Genomic DNA, 25,289 nt, shown 5'->3' on the forward strand with positions numbered 1-25,289 from the left:
GCTCGGCGCCGCCATGCCCAGTGCCGAAACGCCCAGCGCTGAAACGTCCAGCGCCGCCATGCCCGAGTGCCGCCAAAGCAGCGAACCGCCCCGCAGGAGAAGAAACATGACAGTCAGTCAGGCCAGTGCCGCCGATGGCGGTCGTCGGACCCCCCTGTCCGTGGGGCAGCAGGCCATGTGGATCGCCTGGCAGATCGACCCGGACCAGTGGACGCACATCATCCCGCTGGCCTTCGACGTCCAGGGCGACCTCGACACGGCACGGCTGCGCACCGCGCTGGCCGCGCTCACCCGCAGGTACCCGCAACTGCTCGGCCGCGTCCTCGATCACGCAGGCGCCCCCGTGCTGGACTGGTCGGCGATGCCACCCGTCCCGGTGCGCGAACACCACACGACCGAACCGGTCGAGCAGGCCGCCCGAAACGGCTGGCAGCACCCCTTCGACCTGCGCGACGGGCCCATGATCCGCGCGGATGTCATCCACCACCCCGAAGGCACCCTGCTCCTGATCGCCATCCACCACCTGGTCTGTGACGGTGCGTCAGTGCTCACCCTCCTGCACGCCCTGGCCCGAGCCTGGAGCGGCGAGGACCTCGGCGAGCCCGACGACCTGGCGCTGCTGGAGGCCTCGACCCAACGCTCGCACGCGCTGGCCGAGGGCCCCGAGGGCGAGTCCCACCGGGAGTACTGGCGCGGCTTCCTCGGCGCCGACCCACCCGCCTTCGAACTGCCCGCGCCCCTGGAACCGCCCCACTACCAGGTCCTGGGCGCCCCGCTGGACCCCGCGCTGCTGGAGCGCGTCGCCGCCGTCGCCGACCAACTGAAGGTCAGCCGCTTCACGGTGATGTTCGCCGCCTTCTTCGTGCTGCTGCGCCGCTACAGCGGGCAGGACCGCCTGCTGGCCTCCGCCCCGTACCACGGACGCGGCCTGCCCGGCACGCAGGGCCTGGTCGGCTACTTCGTCAACGCCCTGCCCGTCGTACAGACGGTCACCGGGGCCGACAGCTACGCCGAGCTGATCACCCGGCTGCACCAGGACATGCGCGCCTGCCTGCACCACGGCGACCTGCCGCTGCCGGCCATCCTGCGCGCCGCGGGCCTCACCGGCCCCGACGCCCACGCGCGCACCCACCAGGTGGTCTTCCAGTGGTGGGACGCCGGGCGGCACGAGCACGTCGACGTGCGCGCGCTGCGGCTCACCGACCCGCACGGCTCCTCGGCCGTGCTGAGCCTGCGCCAGTTGGAGAGCACCGCCGACTACCGGGCGACCTTGATGCTGCGCGGCGACAAGGGCGGCCTGTCGATACTCTGGAAGGACCCCGGTGCCACCGTGGGGTCGAGCCTGCTCGCCGCGATGGCCGCGGACTACCTGGCGCTGCTGGAGGACCTCTGCGCCTGTCCCGAGCGCCGGATCCGTGACGTGGCCGCCGTGCTCGAGCCGGCGAACCAGACCGGCCAGGGCGGCCAGGGCGCCGTCCGGCCCGCCGGGCAGTTCTTCGACCGGGACGAACTGACCGCCACCGAAGGGCCGACGGCAGCGGTACGGACGGTCGCCGCCGTGCCGGCGGGCGTGCCGGTGCTCGTCGTCGACCAGGACGGCAACCGGGCACCCCTCGGCGTGCCCGGACGGTTGTGGCTGGACATCGCGCCCGGCACCTCCGGAGACGGCGGCCCCGAGGACGGCGACTCCGAGGACGGCCGGCGGCTGCCGCTTGCCGGCGCCGCCGGCGGCACCGCGCTGCGTACCGACCTGCGCGCCAGGACCCTGCCCGGCTCGCGCCTGGAGCTCCTCGGCCCGGCCACCGTGACTGCCCCCGGCATCGCGGCTGCCCCGGCCACCGCGGCTTCCCCCGCCACCGTGACCGCCCCCGCCGCGGCGGGCGCCCCGACGAGCGCGGCTGCCCCCGGCACCCTGGCGGCGCTGGCCGAGGTCTGGGGACAGGTCCTGGTCATGGACCCGCCGCTCGCCGAGGACTCCTTCTTCGAACTCGGCGGTCACTCCCTGCTGGTCGGACAGCTCGTCACCCAGGTGGAGGAGGACCTCGGCGTGCGGATCTCGCTGCGCGACGTGTTCGACCACCCCAGGCTGGGCGAGCTGGCCATGCTCATCGACGAGCGCCAGGGGGCCGCCCGGCCGGGCGAGGCGTCCGACGGCATGGCGCCCCACGGCCCGGCGCCCCACGCCCCACAGACCCCCGCCTCCGGTTTCCAGGAGCGGATCTGGCTGGCCGAACGGCTGGACCCGGGCCGCGCGGTCTACAACATCGTGCTGGCCTGGCGGCTGCAGGGACGGCTGGAGCCGGGCACCCTGGAGAAGTCACTGGCGGGCCTGGTGGCCCGTCACGAGATCCTGCGGACCAGGTTCCTGGACGACGACGGCCGGCTGGTCCAACAGATCGAAGGCCCCTGGTCCCCCGAGCTCGAACACCACGACCTCACTCACCTGCCCGAGCAGCAGCGCTCCCAGGCGCTCGAACGCTGGCTGCGGCAGGCCGCGCGCACCCCGCTCGATCCCGCCACCGGACACCTGGTCCGCTTCGCCCTGGCCGACCTGGACCAGGACACCCAGGCTCTGCTGGTCTGCGCCCACCACCTGGTGCTGGACGGCGAATCCGTCCAGGTGCTGGCGGCCGAGCTGGCCGCGGGCTACGCGGCCGCCACGCACGGCGGTGCGCCGCTGGCACCGCAACCGGCGCAGTACCGGGACTTCGTCACGGCCTGCCAGGATCCACGCGTGCGGGCCGCCGCCACCGCGGCCGCCGACTTCTGGGCCGAGCGCCTCGCCGGCGCCCCGCCGCGCCTGCCGCTCGCGCCACCGACCGTGCCCCAGCCGGACGGCGCGTTCGTCCTGGAACTGCCGGACGACCTGCTGACCCGCCTGCGCCAGGTCAGGACCGATCGCGGGACGTCATGGTTCATGATCGCCGCGACCGCCGTCGCCGCCGCTCTCCACCGCCTGACCGGCCACGACGACCTCACCTTCGCGGTGCCGGTGGTGGACGGCGCCGGCGGCAGCCTCCCCGGCCTGCTCGGCCCCCGCCTGGGCACCGCGATCCTGCGCTCGCGGCGCGAAGCCGGCCAGACGCTCGGCGACCTGCTGGACGCGATACGCGAGACGGCCCTGCTCCTCGCCGACCACCCGGGCGCGCCGCTGGAGGAGGTCGTCACCCGCCTCGCACCGCCCCGCAGTGCCACCGCCACCCCGTTCGCGGACGTCATGCTCAATCTCAACCTCAGGTCCGCCGAGCCGGTGGCGATCGGCGAGGCCCTGATGACACCGCTGCCCAGCGACGAACGCTTCGGGTACGAGGCCAAGTTCGGGCTCACGCTCACCTTCGTCGAGGAGCGCGGACGACTGCGGGCCGGGCTCTCCCACCGCGGGGACCGCTTCGATGCGGCGGACGTACGACACCTGGGCCGATGGCTCAGCACGCTGCTGAGCGGCTTCGCGGACCACCTGGCCACACCGCTGGAGGAACTGGAGCCGGCAGAACCACCGCACTGAGACCCGGCCGTACAGGGACCGGCCCCCGCCCTTCCGGGACCCCCACGGCCGGCCCTCCCGCCCCAACAACTACCGATCCAAGAGGTGAGAGCACCATGTCCGGGATCACCGGCTGGGTCGACCGCCGACGTGACCTGACCCGCGAGAGCGCCGCCGTCGCCGCGATGACGGCCCGACTCGTCCGCGGTACCCACGGCGACCGGCACTGGATCAGCCCACACGCCCTGCTGGGCCACAGCGCCGACGCCCTGGAGCCCCGGGGCGCACAGCCCGCAGTGGTCCAGGAGCACGACCGCCCGCTCGCCGCGATCACCTTCGACGGCGTGCTCGACAATCCCACGCAGCTGCGCTCCGCGCTCGACCGGCCCGACCTGCCCGGACCGCTCAGCACCGACGCGCAGCTGGTACTGCACGGCTACCTGCGCTGGGGCTGTGCGGTGGCCGAGCGCCTGGAGGGCCTGTTCGCGTTCGCGATCTGGGACGCCAGGACCAGTGAACTGGTGCTGTGCCGGGACCGGTTCGGCATCAAGCCGCTGAGCTACCTTCCGTTGCCGGAGGGCGCGCTCTTCGCGTCCGAGGCGGCGGCGCTGGGCGAGCATCCGCTGGTCGACAACGAGCTCGACGCCGAGGGTCTGTGCTCGCTACTCGCCCAGGTGCGCCGCCCGGGCCACTCGGTGCTGCGCGAGGTCCGCGAGGTCCGCCCCGCCCACCTGGTCCGGCTGGGCCCGGACGGCGTGCGCGAGCACCGGTACTGGGCCCTGCGGGCGCGCCCGCACACCGAGGACCTGGCCTCGACGATCGCCACGACCCGGGCGATGCTAGAGGAGGTGATCGCCCGCGAGGCCGCGGCCTTCCCGCCCGCCGTACTGCTCTCCGGTGGCCTGGACTCCAGCGCCCTGACGGCCCTGGTGGCCGGGCGCGCCGCAGCCGGGCCGAGGACCTTCACCGTCTCGTTCGGAGACAGCGCCGCCACCGTGCCCGACCGGCCGTTCGCCCAGGCGGTGGTGGAACACCTGGACTGTGAGCACCAGGAGATCCTCGTCGACCCGGCCACCCTGACACACCCGCCGACCCTGGACGCGGTGCTGGCCGCCAAGGACTTCCCCTCACCCTTCGGGGACAAGAACCTGACGCCCTTCCTGTTCTACCGGCAAGTCGCCGCGCACACGCCGGTGGCGCTCAGCGGCGAGGCCGCCGACGCGGTCTTCGGCGGCCTGATCAGCGATCAGGAGCGGGCCTCGACCGAACACCGGACCTTCCCCTGGATCGAGCGCGCCCGCGCCTTCGGCCTGGCGAACGGGATCGGCAACGACCTGTTCGACCAGGACATGCTGCGCGGGATCGACTTCACCACGTTCTGCGCCGAGCGCTACGAGGAGGCCCGCCAGGAGGTGCCGCACCTACCCGGCGCCCCCGCCGACGACCGGCGGGCCCGGGAGATCGACTACCTGCACATGACCCGGCTCTACGAGCAGGCGGTGAACCACTCCGAGCGACTGGCCGCGGCCGCCGGGCTGCACGTCCGCTTCCCGTTCTCCGACCACCGCCTCTTCGACTACCTGTACAACGTCCCCTGGCGGATGAAGTCCTTCGACGGCCGGGACAAGAGCCTGCTGCGAACGATCGCCGCCGACCTGCTGCCCGCCTCGGTCCTCGACCGGCCCAAGGTGCCGTTCCCGATCACCTATCACGCCGGGTACAAGCAGTCGCTGGTCGAGCGGCTGCGCGAGGTCCTGGCCGACCGCGACGCGCCCGTACGGCCGCTGCTCGACCTGCCCAAGGCCCGGCAGGTCGTCGACGACCCGCGCCGGCTGGACCGCGGCGGCTGGCTGGGCCGGGCCGACACCGAGATGGTGCTCCAACTCGACGGCTGGCTGCGCGCCCGCCGGATCCGCCCGGCCCTGTGACCCCGCGCCCCGCACCCGCCCCGCACCGGCAGACCACCAGGAAAGGCCGCCAGACGATGACAGAACCCGCCCCCGCTGGGGACCTGCTGGTCCACGACCTCTTCGACCGGCAGGCCCTGCGCCACCCCGACAAGATCGCGGTCCGCGACCCGTACGGCGAGCTGACGTACGCCCAAGTCGCGCACCAGTCCGGGCAGCTGGCCTCCCTCCTGAGGAAGAGCTGCCCACAGTCCGGCGCGCGGATCGGGCTGCACCTGCGGCGCGGCACCCACGTGGTGGTCGCCATGCTCGCGGTACTCCGCAGCGGGAACACCTACGTCCCGCTGGACCCGGCCTACCCGGCGCAGCGGCTGCTCTTCACCGCCCAGGACGCGGGTCTGTCCCTGGTGCTCTCCGACCAGCCGCTGCCCGCCGAACTCGCCGCCCTGCCCGTGCTACGGCTGGACGCGCCTGCAGTGCCGGCACTGCCGTCTCCGCCACCGCCGGCACCTGGGCCGCCGGTGGACCCCGACACACCGGCCTACATCATCTACACCTCCGGTTCGACCGGCCGCCCCAAAGGCGTCCCGGTTCCGCACCGCAACGTGGCCGCCCTGATCCGAGCCTGCGAGCCGCGCTACGAACCGCGCCCGGATGACGTGTGGACGCTCTTCCACTCCTACGCGTTCGACTTCTCGGTGTGGGAGATCTGGGGCGCCCTGCTCAGCGGGGCGAGCCTGGTGGTGGTACCGCCGGAGGTGGCGGCCTCACCCCAGGCGACCCTGGACCTGCTGGCACGCGAGGGCGTCACGGTCTTCAACGTGGTCCCCTCCGTCTTCCGCCACCTGGCGCGGGTGGCCTCCACCCGCCGCATCGCGGTCCCGCCCGCACTGCGCTACGTGATCTTCGGCGGCGAGTCGATCGACGTCCGCGACATCCGCGCCTGGCGGGCGGTCTTCGGCCGGAGCACCCGGTTCGTCAACACCTACGGCATCACCGAGGCCACCGTTTTCGTCACCTACCGCCTGCTCACCGACCAGGAACTCGACCAGGAGCCGGACCCCGCGGGCCAGGGTGCCTTCGCCACCGACCTGGGGGAGCCGCTGGACGGTTGGCAGCTGCGGGTCGTCGACGAGCACGGCGCGGACATCAGCCCCGGGCAGAGCGGGGAGATCCTGGTCTCGGGAGCGGGCATCGCCCCCGGCTACCTCGACCGGCCACAGCTGACCGCCGAGCGCTTCCCCGTCCTGCCCTGCGCCGACGGCACCACCCGCCGCCACTACCGCAGTGGCGACCTGGCCAGACTGCTGCCCGACGGCACGTTCTGCTACGCGGGCCGAGCCGACGACCAGGTGAAGATCAACGGCTACCGGATCGAGCTCGGCGAGGTCGAAGCACGCCTGCGGGAGGCCCCCGGCGTCCGTGACCTGGCGGTCGTGCGTACGCTCAGCCGACTCGGCGAACCGCAACTGACCGCCTTCTACACCCCCGCCGACTCCGCGGACCGCACCCCCGACTCCGCCCCCGACCCGCAGTTGGTGGACCGGCTGAGAAGCCACGCCCGCCTCGCCCTGCCCGCCCACATGGTGCCGAACCGGTTCATCCCTCTGCCCGAGCTGCCGATCAACCCCTCGGGCAAGACCGACCGCCGAGCCCTGGCCGACCTGGGCTCCGCCCCGCCCTCCGCCCGCCCCCGCGGATGACCCGCCGTCAAGCCCGCGCGCACGGTGGTGTGCGTGCCGGTGACCGGGCGCGCAAGGGCACGGCGCAGGGCCGCTCGGTGCTCGTCAAGAAAGCCGCGCGCTCTTCCTCGTCGGCGGGCGTCGGGTCGGGCTGCCGCCTACGTGAGGGCTTCCGCTGTCTGATGGCGCCGGTCAGCGCCGGAACTGGAGACGGTAGGTCGACGGGTTGACGCCCATCGTTTCCCGGAAGTGGTGGCGGAAGCCCGCGACGGTCAAGCCCACGCGGCCGGCCACCTGGTCGATCGGGTGGTCCGCGGTCTCCAGCAGTGCGGCGCCGGCCCGGATCCGCTGGTGCGTGATCCAGCGTCTCGGCGGCAGACCGGCCGCGTCGGCGAAGCGGCGTTCGAGCTGCCGTACCGACAGGTGTGCGACGTCGGCCAGTTCGCCGACGGTGAGACGCCGGTGCAGGTTGTCCAGTGCGTACCGCATGGCATTGCCGACCGGGTCGTCGGACGGCGCTTTGGCCACCGGATGCTCCGCGAACTGGGCCTGGCCGCCCTCGCGGTGTGAGGCCACGACCATACGGCGGGCCACACGAACGGCAACGTCGGCGCCGTGGTCCTTGCGGACGAGGTGCAGGCAGGCGTCGATGCCGGCGGCGGTGCCGGCGGCGGTGATGACCGATCCGCGGTCGACGTAGAGCACTGACGCGTTGACCGTCACCTCCGGATGGCGTTCCTGGAGCAGCCGGGCGTGCCGCCAGTGCGTGGTCGCCTCCTCGCCGTCGAGCAGGCCGGCTGCGGCCAGGGCGAAGGCGCCGCTGCAGATGGAGACCACTCGCGCTCCTCGCGCGTGCGCCTCTCGCAGGGCGTCCAGGACGGCCGCGGAGACGTCGCGGTGCACGTCCGCCACGCCGGGGACGATGACGGTGTCGGCGTACCGGAGCCGGTCCAGGCCGTGGTGCACCACGATGTCGAATCCGCCCACGACGCGATGCGGCCCGGGTGTCTCGGCGCACAGTTCGAACCGGTACCACCAGTCCACGTCCAGCTCCGGCCGGGAGACCGCGAACACCTCCGCGACGGTGGCGAGCTCGAACGGGGCCATCCCGTCGAAGGCGAGGCAGGCGATCCGGTGATGGCGCATGGCGGAATCCTAGCGGTGAGCGCCGTTTCCGACACTGTCGGTCGGCGTCCGCGAGGCCCGAGGCTTGGGGCATGGAACCAGACACCACTGCTCCGCTGACTTTCGGAATGCTCGTCTTCGACGAGGTCGAAGTCCTCGACATGGGAGGCCCCTTCGAGGTCTTCAGCACCGCCGGGCGGCTCGCCCGCACCGCTGACGACGAGCCCATGCTGCGCGTCCTGACGGTCGCGGCGACCGACCGGCCGGTCCGCGCCCGCGGCGGCCTGAAGATCCTGGCGGATCACACCCTCGACGAGGACCCGCCCTTCGACGTGCTGGTGATCCCCGGCGGCGTTACCACGGCGGTCGAGACGGACGCGGACGTCATCGACTGGCTCGCCAGGCGCCAGAAGACCTCCGCACTGACGTTCAGCATCTGCACCGGCGCCTTCCTGCTGGCCGCCACCGGGGCTCTGAACGGCCGCCCGGCCACGACCCACTGGGAGGATCAGGAGGAACTGGCCCGTCGCTGGCCGGACATCTGGGTGCGCACCGACGTCCGGTGGGTCGACGACGGCGACATCGTCACCTCCGCGGGGATCAGCGCGGGCATCGACGCCGGCTTGCACATCGTGGGCCGGCTCTTCGGTGAACACCTCGCCCGTCGCACCGCCCACCAGATGGAATACCGGTGGACACCCGACCGCACCGCCGGGACGGACCACACCGCCGGGACCGACCGCCCGGACGGGCCGGGAAGGTCCGGGGCTGTGCCGCGATGATGCCGCAAGCCGGGCCGTCGGAGCGCCTCCGGGGGCCCGGACGGCCTCGCCGGCCGGCTCGGCCGGGGTGGGTCACGGCAGCCGCCGGACGTTTCCCCGGGCCGCCGACTGGTGATCCCTTGCGGCCGGAGCGGCGGCCGTTCCCGCCGCCCAGTCGCCGTTCGGAGGCCCCGCCGTGTCACTGTGCCCAGCCGTTCGCCCGCACCCGCACCCGCACCCGCATCCGCAGCCACCGGCGCACGGTCACCGCCCTGCTCACCGCCTCGCTGGCGCTGGTGCCCGCCGGCCCCGCCGCCGCGGGACCTCACGACGGCGGCGACCGGGCGCTCCGTGCCCGCCTGCAGGAACTGGTCGACCGGCCGGACGGCCCGCCCGGCGCCATCGCGGTCCTGCGCGACGGTGACCGGCTGCGAACCGGGACCGGGCCCGACCTGCAGAACGCAGGGCACGCAGCGGGAGCTGGTGGTCGCATCCGCCGCGCCTGGCGTCAGATGGCCGGCGGCTCGGGGAGGGTTCCGGAGCCGACCAGCGCCAGCAGTCGGAACGGCAGCTCGGGGTCGGCCTGGCCCACGGCCAGGCCCAGCCATCGGTCGGCGGACGGCTGCCACACCCGCAGCTCGGAGGCGACGTTGGCCAGGAACCCCAGGGGGCCCGGTGCGGCGGGGTCCGGCAGGTCGGTCTCGCGATAGGGCCACAGCTCGACGGTGGTCGGAGCGCCCCAGGCCGTGGCGAGAGCGGCCGCAAGCGTGTCAAGAGTTGCCTCCATCCTCCGTTCTTCCGCGTCGATCACGTCCGGGTCGTGGATCTCCCAGAAGTCCTGGGACTCCATCAGTGCGGCCAGTCGGAAGCCCGGGCCGCTCCACTCCGGGCCGTCGCGGTCCTCGTGCTCGGCGAACGGGGCGGCCAACAGGCGGTCGACGGCTGTGCGATGGGATGTGACCTCGGTGTCCGACATGTGGCGAGCGTAGTCCCGCCCACGGACAGCCGGCCGACCGTCAGGGCGTCGGACTGAGGACGAGCGGGGCGTTGTGGCCGCCGCGCGTCCTGACCAGGGCACGCGGCTGCGTCTGCGTCACACCGCCCGCACGTACCCGCACGGGCCCGGGGGAGTTTTGCCCCCGGGCCCGGCGGTGAGTTTGCCCACCGCGGCTGGGCCTGTCCTGGTCGGTGCGAGGTGGTGCCGAAGGTCGGCGGCGAGTGAGGGCGGCCGGGGTCCGGTGGGATCTGGGACCTCGGGGCTCCCGCGTGAGCGGCTGTGCGTGGCGTCAGCGTGCGAACTTTTCGATGGCCTCCGGGGTGACGGGGGTGAAGAAGTTGACGAGGTTGCCGTCGGGGTCGCGGAACAACAGCGACCGGTTGCCCCAGGGCATCGTGGTGGGCTCGTTGACGAAGTCGGTGACGAAGCCGGTCAGGTTCTGGTGAACGCGGTCCACGTCGTCGACGAGGAACTCGGTGATCACGCTGTGGTTGTCCGCCGGGTGGGCAGAGCCCGGGGCGAACAGCGGGACGGTGCGGGTGCTGGCGATCGCGAGGGTTGCGCCCGCGGTCTTGAGTTCGGCGAAGTCCTCGGTGGCCCGTATCGCCTGCAGCCCTGTAGCTCGCTCGTAGAACTCGACGAGGCGTGCGACGTCGCTGGTGATGATGCGGATCGAGACGAAGTCCATGGGAATCTCCTTGGCTGTGCTGGAGGCGTGCACGTCGCAGGCTAGGAGAAATAGTGGACAGAATCGGTCCTGTATTCGCGATAGGCTGCGAATATGCCACGACCCACCGGCCGCGTGCTGACACTCCTGGAGCTGCTGCAGTCGGGCGGCACCCGGACGGTGGCCGAGCTCGCCGACCGTCTCGGCGTCGAAGGGCGCACCGTGCGGCGGTATGTGGACCAGCTGATCGACCTGGACGTGCCCGTGGAGTCGGTGCGCGGCCGCTACGGCGGGTACCGGCTGGCTCCCGGGTACCGCTTGCCTCCACTCATGCTCAGCGACGACGAGGCGCTGGCCGTGCTGCTCGGCCTGGTCGCCGGCCGCCGGGCAGGGCTGACGACGACGGAGCGCACGGCAAACGAGACGGCGTCAGCGAAGATCCGGCGGGTGCTGCCCAAGCACATCGCCCGCCGGCTCGACACACTCCTGGAAGCTCTCGCCTTCACGGATCAGCCTGGCGAGTTGGACCACCCGGACGCCGGGCTCCTGCTCACCGTCGCCGATGCGGTGCGCCATCGCCGACCGGTCTCGATCCGCTACACCGACCGCGACGGACGGCGCAGCGAACGCACACTGCACGCATACGGGATCGTCGCCCATGCGGGCCGGTGGTACGTGACGGGCAAGGACGCCCAGGTCGGCGAGGACCGAACCTTCCGGCTCGATCGCATCGCAGCCGCGAGGGCCCTGCCCGGCTCATTCGAAGCGCCCGTGGGTCCCGGTCCGGCACAGCGCGTGTTGTCAGGATTCGCCACGGCCGAGTACCGGCATGAGGTGACCTTGCGGATCCACGGGACAGTCGAGCAGATCCGCGCGCACCTTCCCGCCGGCGTCGCGAGCCTGGAGGAGCACGAGCCCGCGGCCGGCCAGGACCCGGCGGCCGAGCACTGGCTGCGCGTCGAGCTGCGGGCGCAGCGGCTCGACTGGTTGCCTCCGGTACTCGCCTCACTCGACCGGCCGTTCGTCATCGAGCGCCCCGGTGAACTGCGCGACCTCGTCATCGCGCTCGCCGATCGCCTCACGTCCTACGCCCGCCAAGCCTGACAGCGAGGAACCAATGTCATGAGACGGCACAGCTAGGCTGCCGCTCATGAATCCGGCCATGACCAGCGGCGCGACCACCGAGCCGCCCTCCTTGACGCCATGGCGCTGACGTCCGATACGTGTGGATCAGGAAGGGATGCGTCGGGAAGCGCCCCCGCACCTGGCCGGCGGCGACCAGGATCGGGCGGCGGGCCGCACCGGCCGCGCATCTGACCGCGCTCCAAAACCTGGCGGCCGCTGCCCAAGCCGCCGGGGCTGACCGCTAGAGTCCCATCTCGAACAAGATCGTTTCTCGAACCGAGGGGGAATCATGCGACTTCGTCGTACCGCGACGGCCGCCGCACTGGCTCTGGGGGTGTCGCTGCTCGGCGCGCCGGGCGCGGTGGCCGTCGAGGACACCGTCCCGCTGACCGCGACCTTCAATGACCCGACCAGCCTCAACGCCGAGCAGCAGAACGCGATCCGGGACCACCTGGTCTCGCTGATCAAGCGCACGCCGGCCGGTGAGGAGATCCGCGGCAGCATCTTCCTGTTCACCGACGACGCGGTCCGCAACGCGCTGCTTGACGCCAAGGCTCGCGGGGTGAAGGTGAAGATGATCCTGGACCACGAGTCCGACAACACCCCGAACGGCGGGGAGTTCGAGCACCTGCGGGACGGGCTCAGGGACTCCGAGGGCAAGGTGGTCAAGGCCGGCCTCGGCGACCAGGTGTTCGGCGGGGACTCCTGGGTGATGACCTGTCCGAAGGAACGGGGCTGCATCGGCAGCCGGGACCTGGACGGCAGCGGCTCGGCCCACCCGATCAACCACAACAAGTTCTTCCTGTTCTCCAAGGTCGGCGCCACCCCGAACGTGGTGTTCCAGAGCTCGGCCAACCTGACCACCACGCAGCGGGTGGACTACTTCAACAACGCCGTCACCATCCCGGACGCCGGGCTGTACCAGAACTACGCCGGGTACTTCGAGGACCTCCAGTTCCACGGCGGGACCACCAGCGACGGGCTGGAGCACTACTACCAGAGCGCCGACAGCACCACCGGCCCCTACAAGACCTACTTCTTCCCCCGCAAGGAGCGCGACGGCCAGCCGATCAGCGACCCCGAGACCGACACCGTGGTCTCGCTGCTCTCCAACATCGACTGCTCCGACGGCGCGGGCCGGATCCGGGTCGCGATGTTCGCCTTCACCCGGACGAACGTCGCCGAGTCGCTGGTCCGGAAGAAGCAGGAGGGCTGCAAGGTCGAGGTGCTGGCCACCGACGAGGTGGACGAGGAGACCAAGAAGGGGACCCTCGGCGACACCGTCCGCACCACACTCGCTGAGGGCGGCCTGGACCGCTTCGCCACCTGCACCGGGACGGCGATCGACGACAAGGGCGTGATCCGGCCGATCGGCATCCACTCCAAGTACATGCTGATCGAGGGCAACTACAACAAGGTCGCCGGGCGGAAGGTGGTCTTCACCGGGAGCCACAACTACACCGTCCCGAACCTGCGCTCCAACGACGAGACGCTGCTCAAGGTCACCAACGTCGCCGTGCACGACGCCTTCGTGGCCAACTTCGAGGCGATGAAGGCCAACTCGATCTGCGCCTGACATCCGCTCATATCCGCCGGCCGAGGCGGCCGGGGCGGAGAGGATCGGTCCATGCCCATCCTCTCCGCCCCCGCCGGCAGCACACCCGACCGGGCGGAACCGTCCGTCGGCCACAGCGAGGAACACGCGCCTTGAGCCCTCTGCCAGAGCATCTCCACCAGGCGGTGAAGGGGGTGGCTTTGTTCACGGGTCGTGGCTCTGGCTCAACTTCCGGATGCTGCTGGTGATCTTCAGGGGTTGTGGATTCGAGTCCCGTCGGTCAGCCCTGGCTCTCCGCGGCCTCAGCGAGGCGCTGGTCGGCAGGAGGCAGAGGGTGCGGGCCCGGGTGCCGACACCGAAGCAAGCCAAGCGGCAGCGCGAGCAGGACAGCCGGCGGCGCCGGAACTGTGACAATGCGGGCCGAAGCGCCCGCCCCGCTGGATCGGATCGAGACGGTGCCGCCGGCAGGGCGTTCGTCTGGTCTGCCGAGCGTGCCGGAGGCCTGTCTCCTCAGCTTCGAGCAGAAGGGCCTTCGGCGTCAGCGGGTCAGCAGGCCGCGTACCGCGTCGCTCGCGTCGGGCGTGCTCGCCGGGGCGGGCCCACTGGCGAGCACGCCGTCACCGTCGCCGAGCTCTACCGCGCCGCCTACGCGGCGGTGACCGGGTGACCTGGAGCGGGGAGTACCTCCTCGACCAGGAGCGGGTCGCCGGCGGCCGCTCCACCGACTTCCTCGCCGCCATAGAACTCAAGGCCGACGAACTCGTCCGGGCCGCGGAGGTCCTCTACGTCGACGACACCACCTGCCAAGGCAGCGACGAGCCGATGCGCCACCTCGATGTCGGCGGCGACCTGCTCGCCTACTGGGTCGTCCCCCGCCTGGACCTCGTCGTTTGCCAGGTCACGCCACCACCGGCCGCCTGACCTCTCCTGCCACCGACCTGCCCCGCAACGATGGCGGGCCCCTCACGCTCGTCGACGTGAGGGGCCGCCCACCATCAGGGTACGGGAAGTAGTTCGGGCCCCAGCTGGCCCCGGCTCCTCGGCCAGGATCCAGCCGGTCCGGTCAGCGGTGGCCTTGGTGGTGATCACGTCGAGGCAGCCGCCGGGCAGGTCGATGGTCAAGCCCGTGATCTCAGGATGCGCGGAGGATGCTGTCGCAGGCTGAGCAGACCTTCCCCTGCCACTTGGGCGGGTACCACGTCGCGTCGGGCCGAGGAGCCCGGTACGGGTCCCTCCGCATCCGTCCGGTGTTCATACCGCAGAACGTGAAGTCGTCGGGTTCCCCTGGCACGGATGGGTCGGCCGTCGATGCCGCGTGTACAGCCCGCACGCCCTCGACGTAGTCCGTGGGGTCACCCATCGCAGAAGCGCGGACGAGCTCGGGCTCGAGTAGTACGACGATGCTCACCACCCCACCTTCACGTCGGGGCCGGCGGAACGCACCCGCTGCTGGGCCGTAGGAATGGATCTTGGCATCATCTGGGCATGGCACAAGATCTTCCCCACACCGTCCGAGCCGTCGACACCGACCAACTCCTCACCCTGGAACAGGAGGCCGCCGATTACGGCTTCAGCCAGCGGCTCCCGGTCGACTGGCTACGAGACCACCTCGTCTCAGCGGGGACGCACTACCTGGTCCCTGCACTCGTGCACCGGCTCAGCCACCGTCCCGAAGTGTCGCCGCAGTGGAGGTGCCAGCTGCTGCTGACCGTCAGCACCGGCGAACAGATCCGGGGCCTGCTCGACGTCCTTCCCGACACGTTCGACAAGCTTCCGGAGACCTTGGACGCGGCGTCCAAGAAGGACATCGTCAGCCGAATCGAGCAAGCGGTGACCCAGCGCGAGTGGGCGGAGCGGATGGTTGCAGAAGGCGCCCACAAGGAAATGCCACGGAACTGAGACACACGCGCGCGGACCTGGATTGAGACAGCCCGGAAAGCGCATGGTCAGCGATGTGCTCCGTACTCAGCCTGCGCCCGCACCACCGCCAGGACTGGGACGCCTACCGCACGCACCTGGACGACGCCGGTTGCGCCTTGGCGCCGACGCGCCCGCCGGCCCAGCGCCCGGCGGGCACCGCCTGCGCGTGCCCGCTGCCACTCCCTGCCGCCATCGAGCCGCAGGGGGCGACGCGGTGAAGCCCGGACATCTGCGGCGGTGCCGCCGGTCGGGACGCGTGGTCGAGGGTCCATCCGTGCCGAGCCCGAGTGCGCCGTCAGCCTCTGACCGCGCCTTGCAGGTCGCCAGGGCCGCATGAGGCTCTCAGGCTGTCGTCATCTCAGCAGGCCCGGGGGCGGTCAGCCCGGCGCGGGCCTCCTGCATGGCGCTCAGTCGGCGCACGACCAGGATCGCCAGGACGGCGGCAGCGAGAGTGAAGACGCTCTCCGCGATCTCCAGCTGAAAATAACGGCGGCCGTCCCCGATCGGAGGACCGGGGACGGCCGGTTCGGCCAAGCGGCGGTGCGCTCACGCAGACTGCGGCGGGAACCACTTGCTCCTGAGGTTCTGGTGGGTCCCGTTCTTCCTCAGGTTGTCCTGCGGCACCTGGCTGACACCGCCTACCGTCTGCTGCTGGGCTGTCGGCCCGGCCTCACGGCCCGGCCTCACTTCAGGTGGCGGCCGAAGAACCGGTGCCCGTCGTCCACCTCGAACCACGGGGTGCCGGCGTGTCCGCCCAGATTGGCGTGCAGCGTCTTCTCCTTGGTGCCGAAGGCGTCGAACAGGTCCAGGGCCCGCTGCCGGGGGTTCCCTTCGTCGTCCCACTGCAGCAGGAACAGCAGCGGAATGGTGACCTGCCGGGCCTCCTCGCGCTGGGCGCGGGGCACGTATCCGCCGGCGAAGAACCCGGCAGCCGCGATGCGCGGCTCGACCACCGCCAGCCGAATACCGATGGCGGTCATCCCCGAGTACCCGACCGGACCGCCGATCTCGGGGAGTGAAAGGAGGGCGTCCAGGGTGGTCTGCCATTCCGGGACCGCCCTTTCGACCAGCGGGCCGACGAAGGACTCGAAGATCTCGTCGACCGGCTCGCCGGCCTGCATCGCTCGGCGGAGGTCGCCGCGAGCCTGCTCGTCGACGGCGGAACGGGGCCGGTCCCCGTGCCCGGGGTGGTCGATGGCGGCCACCGCGAATCCGTACGCCGCGGATTGCCGGGCCCGGGCCACCAACCGCGCTTCCCGCCTGTGCAAGCCGCCGTTGTGGCCGATCAGGATCAGTGGGGTCGGTGCGGCGGATTCGGGCGTCCAGAGGGTGCCGGGGATCTCGCCGAGGGTGAATTCGCGTTCGAGGACGTCGTCGTCGAGGCGCTGTTCGGAAGTGAATCGCATGGTCGTGCCTTTCGGGAGTGCTGTTGAAACGGCGCTCCCGGACGACCTATCGCCCGACCATGACCCCGGAGGGGAGCACCCATGTCGATATTGCGTTCACGGGTACCACCTCCTCGTTCTCTTGCACGGCCTCCGGAAAGCTATCAGCGGTCGCTCTGGTCCGCCAACAGGTTTTTGCGGAGGCTCCGTGGCGGCCGATGCGACGGAGCCACTCGCCCGAAGGCCAGGGAGCTGGGCTTCCAGGTCGGCGATGCGCTTGTCGGCGAAGCGCAGGTTGGAGCGGGCGCCTTCGCGGTCCCTGATCTGGCCCATGAGTTCGCCGATCGTCTGCCGCTGGGCGAGGACCTCCTCTGTGCGCGGGTCAGCTCGGCCTCGGCGTTCAGAGCCCGCTCGCGCCAGGTCGTCTCGATCTGGTCGTGCCGCTGCTGGGCCTGGCGGTCGTGGCGGCTGCGGCTGTCGGCGACCTCTGCGTCGCCGCGGCGAAGGTGCTGGGCGAAAACCCCCACCGGGAACCATGGAACTGACGCCCGCCACGGTTTCCCTCGGATCAGCGAGCGGACCGGATGAGGAGTGGTCTGTGGGTCCGTCTGCCGTCGGGGCCCGCCTCCACGGCCTGACCCGCGGTGTCGGCGTGTCGGGGGGCTGCCGCCGTCCGGGGGAGCGGCAGCCGTGGACGGCCGGGCCGGCCGCGCGGCCGGGCGGGTCACTCGATGGGGGTGCTCCGGCGGGCGGTGGCGGCCCGGGTGGCGGAGGCTGACGTGGATGGTGACCGCGTGTCGTGAGGGTGGTGTCCGGGTGAGGGTGGTCGTTGATCTCAATCGTTGCCAGGGGTACGCGCAGTGCGCGTTCCTCGCGCCGGACGTCTTCAGGATGCACGGGGACGAGGCGTTGCTCTACACCCCGCGGGCCGGGGCCGAACAGCGTGACCGCATCGCACGGGCGGTCGCGGCATGTCCGGTGCAGGCGATCGTCGTCGACGACGGGGACGAGGAGCAGGGCACGCCCGCCGGTGGGACAGGTGTCGGCGGGGCGGATATCGGGGCAGAGACCGGCGGCCACGGAGGTGGTGGGCGGTGAACGGTGACGGCTGGCTGGAGCGGCTCCGCCGCGAGGGACGCATCGTGATCGTGGGCGCCTCCCTCGCCGGGCTGCGGGCGGCGGAGACGTTGCGGGACGAGGGCTTCACGGGGCCGCTCACGCTGGTCGGCGACGAGCCCTACGGCCCGTACGACCGGCCGCCGCTGTCGAAGCAGGTGCTGCTGGGCGTGGCGTCCGCCGAGCACACCGCGCTGCCGCGCCGGCGTGAGGTGGACGCGCACTGGCGGCTCGGCAACGCGGCGACCGGGCTGGACATGGCCGCGCGGCGGGTGCGCCTGGCCGACGGCGACGAGCTGGAGTACGACCGGCTGCTGATCGCGACAGGGGTACGGGCCCGCCCCTGGCCGCACGCGGAGCAGGCCGCCCTGGACGGTGTGTTCGTGCTGCGCGGCCGCGACGACGCGGCCGCGCTGGAGCGCCGGCTGGGAGCCGGCCCGCGCCGGGTGCTGGTGATCGGGGCGGGGTTCACCGGCTCCGAGATCGCCTCCGCGTGCCGGGAACGCGGCCTGGCCGTCACCGTCGCCGAGCGCGGGACCGCGCCGCTGGTAGGCGCGCTGGGCGGCGTGATCGGCGAGGTGGCCACGCAGATGCACCTCGACGCCGGGGTCGACCTGCGGTGCGGGGTCACCGTCACCGCCCTGGAGGGCGACGCGGCGGGCCGGGTCCGCTCGGCGGCCCTGTCGGACGGCTCGACGGTCGAGGCGGACGTCGTGATCGTCTCGCTCGGCGCGATCCGCAACACCGACTGGCTCGCCGGGTCGGGGCTGGGCGCCGGCCCGCGCGGGATCGCCTGCGACGCCGGCTGCCGGGCGTTCGACGTGCGCGGCATCGTCACCGACGACGTGTTCGTGGCCGGGGACGTGGCGCGCTCGCCGCACCCGTTGTTCGGCTACCAGTTCCTCTCCCTGGAGCACTGGGGCAACGCCGTCGCACAGGCGGAGGTCGCCGCGCACAACATGATCAGCGCCGGCCCGCAGCGGCTGCCGCACCTGTGGGTGCCGGCCTTCTGGTCGTCCCAGTTCGGGGTGAACATCAAGTCGGTCGGGGTGCCGTCGATGGGGGAGGAGATCATGGTCACCCAGGGTTCGCTCGCCGAACGCCGGTTCACGGCCGTGTACGGGCACCAGGGGCGGGTGATCGCCGCGGTCACCTTCGACCACGGACGCTGGCTTCCGTTCTACGAGGACCTGATCCAACGCACCGCGCCCTTCCCGCCGCCGTTCCAGACCATGGACCGGCCCCAGGACGGCGGCGGCCCGCGCCCGGCCGGCTTCCCCGACCCGTCGGTGCCCTCGCACGGCCCCACGGTCACCGTCAGTGGCTACTCCCCGGCCGATCGGACCGTCACCTTCACCCCCGGCCGGGCCTGACCGCCGCCCTGCGCCCGCCGCCCGCCGCCTGCCGCCCCGCACCCCCAGGCCCGCCGCCCGCGTCCGCCGTCCCCGCCGAGCCCTCCCGCCGCCGGCCGACGAGCCGCGGGCCCTCCCACGGACACCCCGCACCCGCACGACGCGCGCGGTGCCCCACGAACCCGAGGACCGTCATGACCGACCTCACGTTGCTGCAACAGATCACCGACTACTCCAACCGCCACGACCCGTACCCGTTGTACGCCCGGCTGCGGGAGAAGCCGGTGCACCACGACGAGACCGGCCCGTACGTGATCGGCGGCTACCACGCGGTGCGCGCGCTGCTCCACGATCCGCGGATCAGCTCCGAGGCCCGCTACCGGGCCGTGCCCGACGCGGCGGTGCCCGGACAGGAGGAGGGCGACGCCGGCGGGGTGTTGCCACCGAACTTCCTGCGACTGGACCCGCCCGAGCACGACCGGCTGCGCGCCATCACCAACCGCCCGTTCGGCCCGCCGCACAGCCCCCACCGCATCGACGGCATGCACGGCGAACTGGAGACCATCGTCACCGACCTCATCGACGCCCTGGACGGCGACGAGATCGACCTGGTCGACCACTTCTCCTACCCGTTCCCCGTGACCGTCATCTGCCGCCTCCTGGGCATCCCCCGCGAGGACGAGAGCCGCTTCCACGGCTGGGCCGACACCCTCGTCGCCACCCTCGACCCACAGCCCGGCCAGGACCTCACCGAACGCAACCGCATCGCCCAGCAGGCCCGCGTCGAGCTCGGCCTCTACCTGAACGCCCTCATCGAGGAACGCCGCAAGGCGCCCGGCGACGACATGCTCTCCCAACTCGCCACCGGCCACGGGCCCGAGGGCCGGCTGAGCGGCATGGAGGTGCTCAGCACCGCCGCACTCCTGCTCATCGCCGGCCACGAGACGACGGTCAACCTGATCACCAACGGCATGCTCACCCTGCTGCGCCACCCGGAGACACTGGAGCGGCTGCGCGCCGACGCGCGGCTGGCGGTGCCGCTGGTGGAGGAACTGCTGCGCTACGAGCCGCCGGTGCAGATGCTGCCCAGCCGCACGCCGATCACCGACATCGAGGTCGCCGGGGTCACCATCCCCAAGGGGGCCTCGCTCTGGCTGATGCTGGCGGCCGGCAACCGCGACCCCGAGCGGTTCGCGGACCCGGACCGCTTCGACCCCGACCGGCCGGACATCCAGCACCTGGGCCTCGGCAGCGGCATCCACAGCTGCTTCGGCGCGCCCCTCGCCCGCCTGGAGGCACAGTTGGCACTCGCCGAACTCGCCCGCCGGCTGGAGCGGCCGCGCCTGGTGGAGGACCCGCCCCCGTACCGCACCAACGCGGTGCTGCGCGGGCCCCGCCACCTGCGGATCGCGATCGACGGCGTGCGACGCTGAGGCACCCCGCCCGCGCCCGGCCGCCGATCCGAGCACCTCGTAGGCGACGGTGAAGCACAGGTTGCGGTGGGCGGCGAACGTCTCGGCCGCCGGGCCGGCGGCGGGCTCGCTCGTATCTCGAAACCCCTGTGTTCGCCGACGGCCGTGATCTTCGACGGTCTTCGACCACCTAGGCGGCCCGACCAGCAGGCGTCGGCGCCTCGCCGCGCTTGGCCTGCAGCAGCTGCTGGCGCTTGGCACCCCCTGAGACGCGGTGCAGGCTGTACGCGCCGGGCTTGTGTGCCTCGTCGGCCATGTGCTTGATGACGCCCGTGCACACGACCTCCTTGAGCTTCGCGCCCAGGCGGCCGTCGATGTTGAACCACACCGCGACGTCGGACCGGTTGGCGAACTGGAAGATGCCGTCGCTTCGGCCCAGGCTGATGCACTGGGCGGCGAACGACTGGTTGAGGGTCCCGGGCTGTTCGCCCGCGATCCGGCTGAGGACCGTGTCAGCGGCCCGCGCGCCCATCGGCAGGGCGGCCTGGCAGCTCATCCGCAGTGGCAGGTCCGACGGTGCCGCCGAGTCACCGGCCGCCACGATGCGCACGTCGTCCACGCTGGTCAGCGTCTCGTCCGTGCGCAGACGGCCCAGCGCATCGGTGCTCAGCCCGCTGCGCACGGCCAGGTCCGGGACCCCGAAACCGGCCGTCCAGACGGTCACCTCGCTCGGCAGCTCGCGGCCGCCGCCGAGCCGGACGGCATCGCCGGTCACGGCCGTCACCTTCGAGTCGGGGCCGTCGAGCACGGTCACCCCGAGCCTGGCCAGGCGCTTGGCGACCGAGCGCCGGCCTCGCGGGTGCAGGTACGGGCCGAGCACCCCGCCGCAGACCAGGGTCACGGCGCGGCCCGCCTCCGCCAGCTCGGCTGCGGTCTCGATGCCGGTCGGACCGGCGCCGACCACCGTCACCGCGGCCGTCGCGGGCGCGGCGTCCAGGACCGGCCGCAGCCGCTGCACCTCCTCCAGGCCGGCGATCGGGTAGGCGAACTCGGCAGCTCCGGGCACCCGCGGATCGGCGCTGCCACTGCCCACCGCGTAGACCAGGTAGTCGTAGCCGACCGTGCCGCCCGACGCCAGCTCCACGCCGCGACCGGCCGCGTCGATCCGGGTCACGGTGTCGACCACCAGCCGGACGCCCTCGCCCAGGACCTCCCGGTAGTCGACGACCGCGTCGTGGGTCCCGCCCACCAGCTGGTGCAGGCGGATCCGGTGCACGAAGCTCCGGCGCGGGTTGATCAGGGTCACCGTCACATCGCCGCGCTGCGTCAGGCGATTGGCCGCCATGACCCCGGCGTACCCGCCGCCGATCACGACCACATCGGTGTTCTCGTTCACGGTGTCTCCTCCGCTTCAAGGGGTTCGGCCTCAAGACACCGACGACCCGGCCCCCGTGACAGCTACGGCCATGTGACCTGTGCGATAAGGAGCTCGCGGAACTCGCGCCGATCCTGGACGCGCTGCTGAACCTGGACGGCGAGGTGAAGCCGGAGATGGTGGCGACTGACAACGCCTCGTACTCCGGCAGGCGTTCGGCCTGTCACTTCGGATCGCATCGGGTTCCTGACCGTCCTTCAGAGCATGGAGGTCTCACCCGTGCTGAGGCATGTCAAGCAGGCCGGCACTCGGCTCTACGACGGTCGCCTCGTCGAGCCGTCCAGCGCTCGCGCGCGACGCTGAGAAGCTGAGTCGCGATCAGCCGCTCGGGGCTGCGCACGAAGCCGTCGCCGGCGCGAAGCTCGTCTTCGACCGGCTGGAGCAGATGGCGGCGACGGCGCCGTCCAATGAACCCGGACATTCCGGCCTACGCGCGGAGCCGGAGACTGGGCCACCTACGCTGCCGACGTCAGCCGCCGTACTGCACCACAACAACCGATCCACGAATCAGGAGTGACAACATGAGATTCGACAATCACCGCGTCGTCATCACCGCCGCCGGCCGCGACTTCGGGCGAACCCTGGCCATCCGGCTGGCGGACCTCGGCGCCGAGGTCTTCCTCTCCGCGCGCAGTGTCGCCGCCGCGGAGCGTGTTCGCGACGAGATTCGCGATCGAGGCCATGAGCGGGTCCACGCCTTTGCCTGCGATCTGACGGACCCCGCCTCAATCCGCGACTTCGCCTCCGGCGTCGCGCGACACACGGACCGTGTCGACGTGCTCATCAACAACGGCTCCCGCTGGCTCGAAGGGCCGGACCTGCTGTCCGCAACGGACGCCGATGTCGTCGACACCATCGCATCCGGCGCCACCGGGACGGTCCTGACCGTGAAGAACTTTCTCCCTCTCCTGCTCAACTCGGACAAGCCGGACGTCGTGACGATGGTCTCCACCTGCGGAACGGCCGGCCAGCACCGCTCGGACGCCCACGACGCCTTCTACACGGCCAAGAGCGCGCAAGCGGGGTTCAGCGAGATCCTCTCCAAGCGCCTACGCCCCCGAGGAGTCCGGGTGATATCGCTCTACCCGCCCGACTTCGACAACGCCGACCCGCTCTCCGAGGAGTGGGAGACCACTCCGCGCGAGTCCAAGGACACCCTCACGGCACAGTCGCTCGTGGACTGCATCCTCTTCGCAGTCGCTCAGCCCCGTGACTGCTTCATCAAGGCGTTCCATTTCGAACAGGTCTGACCGATCTCCTTGCCGCTTCGGACATGGCCGCTGACGCCACGTCCGGAGCGGCACCTTGCCGTCCGGATCCACCGCCTGCGGCTCCTGGACGTACCCGGCCGCCACCGCGCAGCTCACCAGCCGGAGACAGCCGATCAGCCGGTACGCGGGGAGCCGTTCGAGGAGCCGGGCCATCACCGCGGGTGCCAGGGCCGGCACGGCGGCCCGGAGCCGTTCGTGGGCCGGTATGCCGGCGAACCGTGGTATCGAGTCGCGTTCCGCCGCTTTGGGCGCGGTCACAATCCACTTCGTGAATTTCTGTTGTACGGCCCGGGGACACGGCGCCGTACCGCGGCCATCATGGTTTCCGTGAAGTTACTTACCAGTCGGTAACACTCCTGTCGGTGGATCACCAGACGTGTGCGGACCCCGACCTCGCCGTCCATCGGACGCCTCCACCCCCACGCCTCCACCCCCACGCCTCCACCTGCACGTTCACGGGCCCGCACCCGATCGCACGTCAGGCCACCCCGCCCCGGCCCGTCAGACCGCCTGCCGCGCTCCCGTGCGGCAGCGCCGCCTGCCGGCGACCTCCACCTCCTCCACCACCACCGTGTCCCGACGCGGCCCAAGACCTCAACGCCCCACCGTGTACCAACGGCCCACCATCCCATCCCATGAACCGGGGGAATCATGCGCACCAACACGTCTCGACTCATGGCCGCCGCCGTCGTCGCCGCGATGGCCGTCACCGCCGTTCCGGCCGCCACGGCCACAGCCGCCGCGCCGTCGGTCGCCACGGCGAGCGACCCGTTCTACACCTACGACGGCAGCGAGCCCCTGGCCTCGTTCGCGCCGGGGGCCGTGCTGAAGACACGGACGCTGCAGTACCACCTCGTGGGCCTGCCCACCCCGGTGAAGGCGATCCAACTGCTCTACCGCACCACCGACGCCCAGGGCCGTCCGGCCGCCAACGTCACCACGGTGGTGCGGAGCCTGACGGGCGACGGCAGCAGGGCGGTGTCCTACCAGTCGTTCTACGACTCCCTCGACCCGCGGGACAGCCCCTCCCGGGCCATCGCCGGCGACCTCACCCTGGGCGGCGTCATCGCGAACGCCGAAGCCGTCTTCCTGGTGCCGCTGCTGTTGCAGGGCTACAACCTCGTCATCCCGGACACCGAGGGACAGAGCGCCGACTTCGCGGCCGGCCCGGAGTACGCGGCCAACACGCTGGACTCGATCCGCGCCGCGACCAGGTCCACGGAGACCGGCATGGACTCCGACACCGCCATCGCCCTGATGGGCTACTCCGGCGGCGCCATAGCGACCAACTGGGCGGCCGCGCTCGCACCGGGCTACGCCCCTGAGGTCAACAGCAAGTTGGTCGGCTTCGCCGAGGGCGGTCTGCTCGTGGACCCGGCGCACAACCTCAAGTACGTCGACGGCTCCCTCGTGTGGAGCGGCGTCATCCCCATGGCGGTCATCGGGGTCTCCCGTTCCTTCGGCATCGACCTCAAGCCCTACCTGAGCGACTACGGCCTGGAGGTGTACCGGGAGCTGGAGCACGGGTCGATCGTCGACGCCCTGGGCCACTACCCGGGTCTGACCTGGAAGAAGCTGGCGAAGCCGCAGTACGCCGAGCCGAACTCGGTGCCGCCCTTCCTGGAGGCGGTGAACAGGATCAACCTCGGCTCGGCCCCCACCCCGACCGTCCCCGGGTACGTCGCACAGGGCGACGGGGGTGTCCTGGAAGGGACCTTCGGCAACTCCCCGGGCATCGGAACCGGTGACGGTGTCATGGTCGCGGGGGACGTCCGGGCGCTTGCCCGGCAGTACTGCGCCACCGGCAACGGCGCGATCAAGTACCAGCAGTTCGACCTGCTCAGCCACGTGGGCGTCCCGGTCGTCTGGGCGCCCCTCGCGATGGGCTGGCTCGGCGACCGGTTCGCGGGCCGGGCCGCTCCCTCCGACTGCGGTCGCATTCCCGCGGGGAACTCGCTGGCCCCGGAGAAGCCGGCGCGGGCCTCCTGACCCCGCGCCGGGCGAGGGGGCCGCGCCACCGAGGGCCACGGGGGGGGGGCCCTGTTGGTCGGGGTGGGGAGGGAAGCCGTTGGGGGGCGTGGGGGGCCCAGATTGG

Annotated in this window: 20 protein-coding genes; 13 read left to right on the forward strand and 7 right to left on the reverse strand. The window is 71.9% G+C overall.

Annotated elements, in window-relative coordinates; translation table 11 throughout:
- The first annotated feature begins 106 nt into the window (after nucleotides 1–106).
- The 3 genes from ACZ6NC_RS00965 (at nucleotide 107) to ACZ6NC_RS00975 (ending at nucleotide 7,094) form a co-directional block, all read left to right on the forward strand.
- Nucleotides 107–3,505: a condensation domain-containing protein gene (locus tag ACZ6NC_RS00965; RefSeq protein WP_465727560.1), complete on the forward strand. Its 3,399-nt coding sequence runs from the start codon at nucleotides 107–109 to the stop codon at nucleotides 3,503–3,505.
- Between the two features lie 95 nt (nucleotides 3,506–3,600).
- The gene (gene asnB, locus ACZ6NC_RS00970) at nucleotides 3,601–5,412 is read left to right on the forward strand and encodes an asparagine synthase (glutamine-hydrolyzing) (protein ID WP_465727562.1); all 1,812 of its coding nucleotides are present in this window, start codon (nucleotides 3,601–3,603) and stop codon (nucleotides 5,410–5,412) included.
- Nucleotides 5,413–5,468: 56 nt separating this feature from the next.
- Entirely contained in the window at nucleotides 5,469–7,094 is a 1,626-nt protein-coding gene (locus ACZ6NC_RS00975) for an amino acid adenylation domain-containing protein (protein ID WP_465727564.1), read from the forward strand.
- 171 nt (nucleotides 7,095–7,265) lie between these two features.
- Here the strand turns inward: ACZ6NC_RS00975 and ACZ6NC_RS00980 are convergent, their stop codons facing one another.
- Complete coding sequence (locus tag ACZ6NC_RS00980; RefSeq protein WP_465727566.1) at nucleotides 7,266–8,219, reverse strand: helix-turn-helix domain-containing protein; 954 nt, start codon at nucleotides 8,217–8,219, stop codon at nucleotides 7,266–7,268.
- A gap of 71 nt (nucleotides 8,220–8,290) precedes the next feature.
- Here ACZ6NC_RS00980 and ACZ6NC_RS00985 point away from each other — a divergent pair, with 71 nt between their 5' ends.
- Complete coding sequence (locus ACZ6NC_RS00985; RefSeq protein ID WP_465727568.1) at nucleotides 8,291–8,980, forward strand: DJ-1/PfpI family protein; 690 nt, start codon at nucleotides 8,291–8,293, stop codon at nucleotides 8,978–8,980.
- A 487-nt stretch (nucleotides 8,981–9,467) separates the two neighbouring features.
- On the opposite strand, the gene ACZ6NC_RS00990 is transcribed toward ACZ6NC_RS00985, so the two are convergent.
- On the reverse strand, nucleotides 9,468–9,935 hold the full coding sequence (locus ACZ6NC_RS00990; RefSeq protein ID WP_465727570.1) for a hypothetical protein: 468 nt from the start codon (nucleotides 9,933–9,935) through the stop codon (nucleotides 9,468–9,470).
- Nucleotides 9,936–10,245: 310 nt separating this feature from the next.
- Nucleotides 10,246–10,644: a VOC family protein gene (locus ACZ6NC_RS00995; protein ID WP_465727572.1), complete on the reverse strand. Its 399-nt coding sequence runs from the start codon at nucleotides 10,642–10,644 to the stop codon at nucleotides 10,246–10,248.
- A gap of 93 nt (nucleotides 10,645–10,737) precedes the next feature.
- Here ACZ6NC_RS00995 and ACZ6NC_RS01000 point away from each other — a divergent pair, with 93 nt between their 5' ends.
- From ACZ6NC_RS01000 to ACZ6NC_RS01010, 3 genes are all read left to right on the forward strand, one after another.
- Entirely contained in the window at nucleotides 10,738–11,727 is a 990-nt protein-coding gene (locus tag ACZ6NC_RS01000) for a helix-turn-helix transcriptional regulator (protein ID WP_465727574.1), read from the forward strand.
- Nucleotides 11,728–12,037: 310 nt separating this feature from the next.
- Nucleotides 12,038–13,324, forward strand: a complete 1,287-nt coding sequence (locus ACZ6NC_RS01005; RefSeq protein WP_465727576.1) for a phospholipase D-like domain-containing protein — start codon at nucleotides 12,038–12,040, stop codon at nucleotides 13,322–13,324.
- Nucleotides 13,325–13,966: 642 nt separating this feature from the next.
- The gene (locus ACZ6NC_RS01010; RefSeq protein ID WP_465727578.1) at nucleotides 13,967–14,224 is read left to right on the forward strand and encodes a hypothetical protein; all 258 of its coding nucleotides are present in this window, start codon (nucleotides 13,967–13,969) and stop codon (nucleotides 14,222–14,224) included.
- Nucleotides 14,225–14,266: 42 nt separating this feature from the next.
- On the opposite strand, the gene ACZ6NC_RS01015 is transcribed toward ACZ6NC_RS01010, so the two are convergent.
- Entirely contained in the window at nucleotides 14,267–14,425 is a 159-nt protein-coding gene (locus ACZ6NC_RS01015) for a hypothetical protein (protein ID WP_465727580.1), read from the reverse strand.
- Between the two features lie 363 nt (nucleotides 14,426–14,788).
- Here ACZ6NC_RS01015 and ACZ6NC_RS01020 point away from each other — a divergent pair, with 363 nt between their 5' ends.
- Nucleotides 14,789–15,202, forward strand: a complete 414-nt coding sequence (locus ACZ6NC_RS01020) for a hypothetical protein (protein WP_465727582.1) — start codon at nucleotides 14,789–14,791, stop codon at nucleotides 15,200–15,202.
- A 363-nt stretch (nucleotides 15,203–15,565) separates the two neighbouring features.
- Here the strand turns inward: ACZ6NC_RS01020 and ACZ6NC_RS01025 are convergent, their stop codons facing one another.
- Both ACZ6NC_RS01025 and ACZ6NC_RS01030 read right to left on the reverse strand, forming a co-directional pair.
- Nucleotides 15,566–15,757 carry a hypothetical protein gene (locus tag ACZ6NC_RS01025; protein WP_465727584.1) on the reverse strand — a complete coding sequence of 64 codons (192 nt, stop codon included), beginning with the start codon at nucleotides 15,755–15,757 and terminating at the stop codon, nucleotides 15,566–15,568.
- 149 nt (nucleotides 15,758–15,906) lie between these two features.
- A complete protein-coding gene (locus ACZ6NC_RS01030; RefSeq protein WP_465727586.1) occupies nucleotides 15,907–16,629 on the reverse strand; it encodes a dienelactone hydrolase family protein in 723 nt (240 codons plus the stop codon).
- A gap of 795 nt (nucleotides 16,630–17,424) precedes the next feature.
- Here ACZ6NC_RS01030 and ACZ6NC_RS01035 point away from each other — a divergent pair.
- From ACZ6NC_RS01035 to ACZ6NC_RS01045, 3 genes are all read left to right on the forward strand, one after another.
- Complete coding sequence (locus ACZ6NC_RS01035) at nucleotides 17,425–17,706, forward strand: ferredoxin (RefSeq protein ID WP_465728295.1); 282 nt, start codon at nucleotides 17,425–17,427, stop codon at nucleotides 17,704–17,706.
- On the forward strand, nucleotides 17,703–19,097 hold the full coding sequence (locus ACZ6NC_RS01040; protein ID WP_465727588.1) for an NAD(P)/FAD-dependent oxidoreductase: 1,395 nt from the start codon (nucleotides 17,703–17,705) through the stop codon (nucleotides 19,095–19,097). The genes ACZ6NC_RS01035 and ACZ6NC_RS01040 overlap by 4 nt, the downstream gene beginning before the upstream one ends.
- 173 nt (nucleotides 19,098–19,270) lie before the next feature.
- Entirely contained in the window at nucleotides 19,271–20,509 is a 1,239-nt protein-coding gene (locus tag ACZ6NC_RS01045; RefSeq protein ID WP_465727590.1) for a cytochrome P450, read from the forward strand.
- A gap of 169 nt (nucleotides 20,510–20,678) precedes the next feature.
- On the opposite strand, the gene ACZ6NC_RS01050 is transcribed toward ACZ6NC_RS01045, so the two are convergent.
- On the reverse strand, nucleotides 20,679–21,884 hold the full coding sequence (locus ACZ6NC_RS01050) for an NAD(P)/FAD-dependent oxidoreductase (RefSeq protein ID WP_465727592.1): 1,206 nt from the start codon (nucleotides 21,882–21,884) through the stop codon (nucleotides 20,679–20,681).
- 560 nt (nucleotides 21,885–22,444) lie between these two features.
- Between ACZ6NC_RS01050 and ACZ6NC_RS01055 the strand changes: the two genes are divergently transcribed.
- Together ACZ6NC_RS01055 and ACZ6NC_RS01060 are read left to right on the forward strand one after the other, a co-directional pair.
- Nucleotides 22,445–23,173, forward strand: a complete 729-nt coding sequence (locus ACZ6NC_RS01055) for an SDR family oxidoreductase (RefSeq protein WP_465727594.1) — start codon at nucleotides 22,445–22,447, stop codon at nucleotides 23,171–23,173.
- Between the two features lie 672 nt (nucleotides 23,174–23,845).
- Entirely contained in the window at nucleotides 23,846–25,183 is a 1,338-nt protein-coding gene (locus ACZ6NC_RS01060; protein WP_465727596.1) for a lipase family protein, read from the forward strand.
- Nucleotides 25,184–25,289: the final 106 nt, after the last annotated feature.

It is taken from the genome of Kitasatospora sp. NPDC041988 (genome assembly GCF_055588525.1).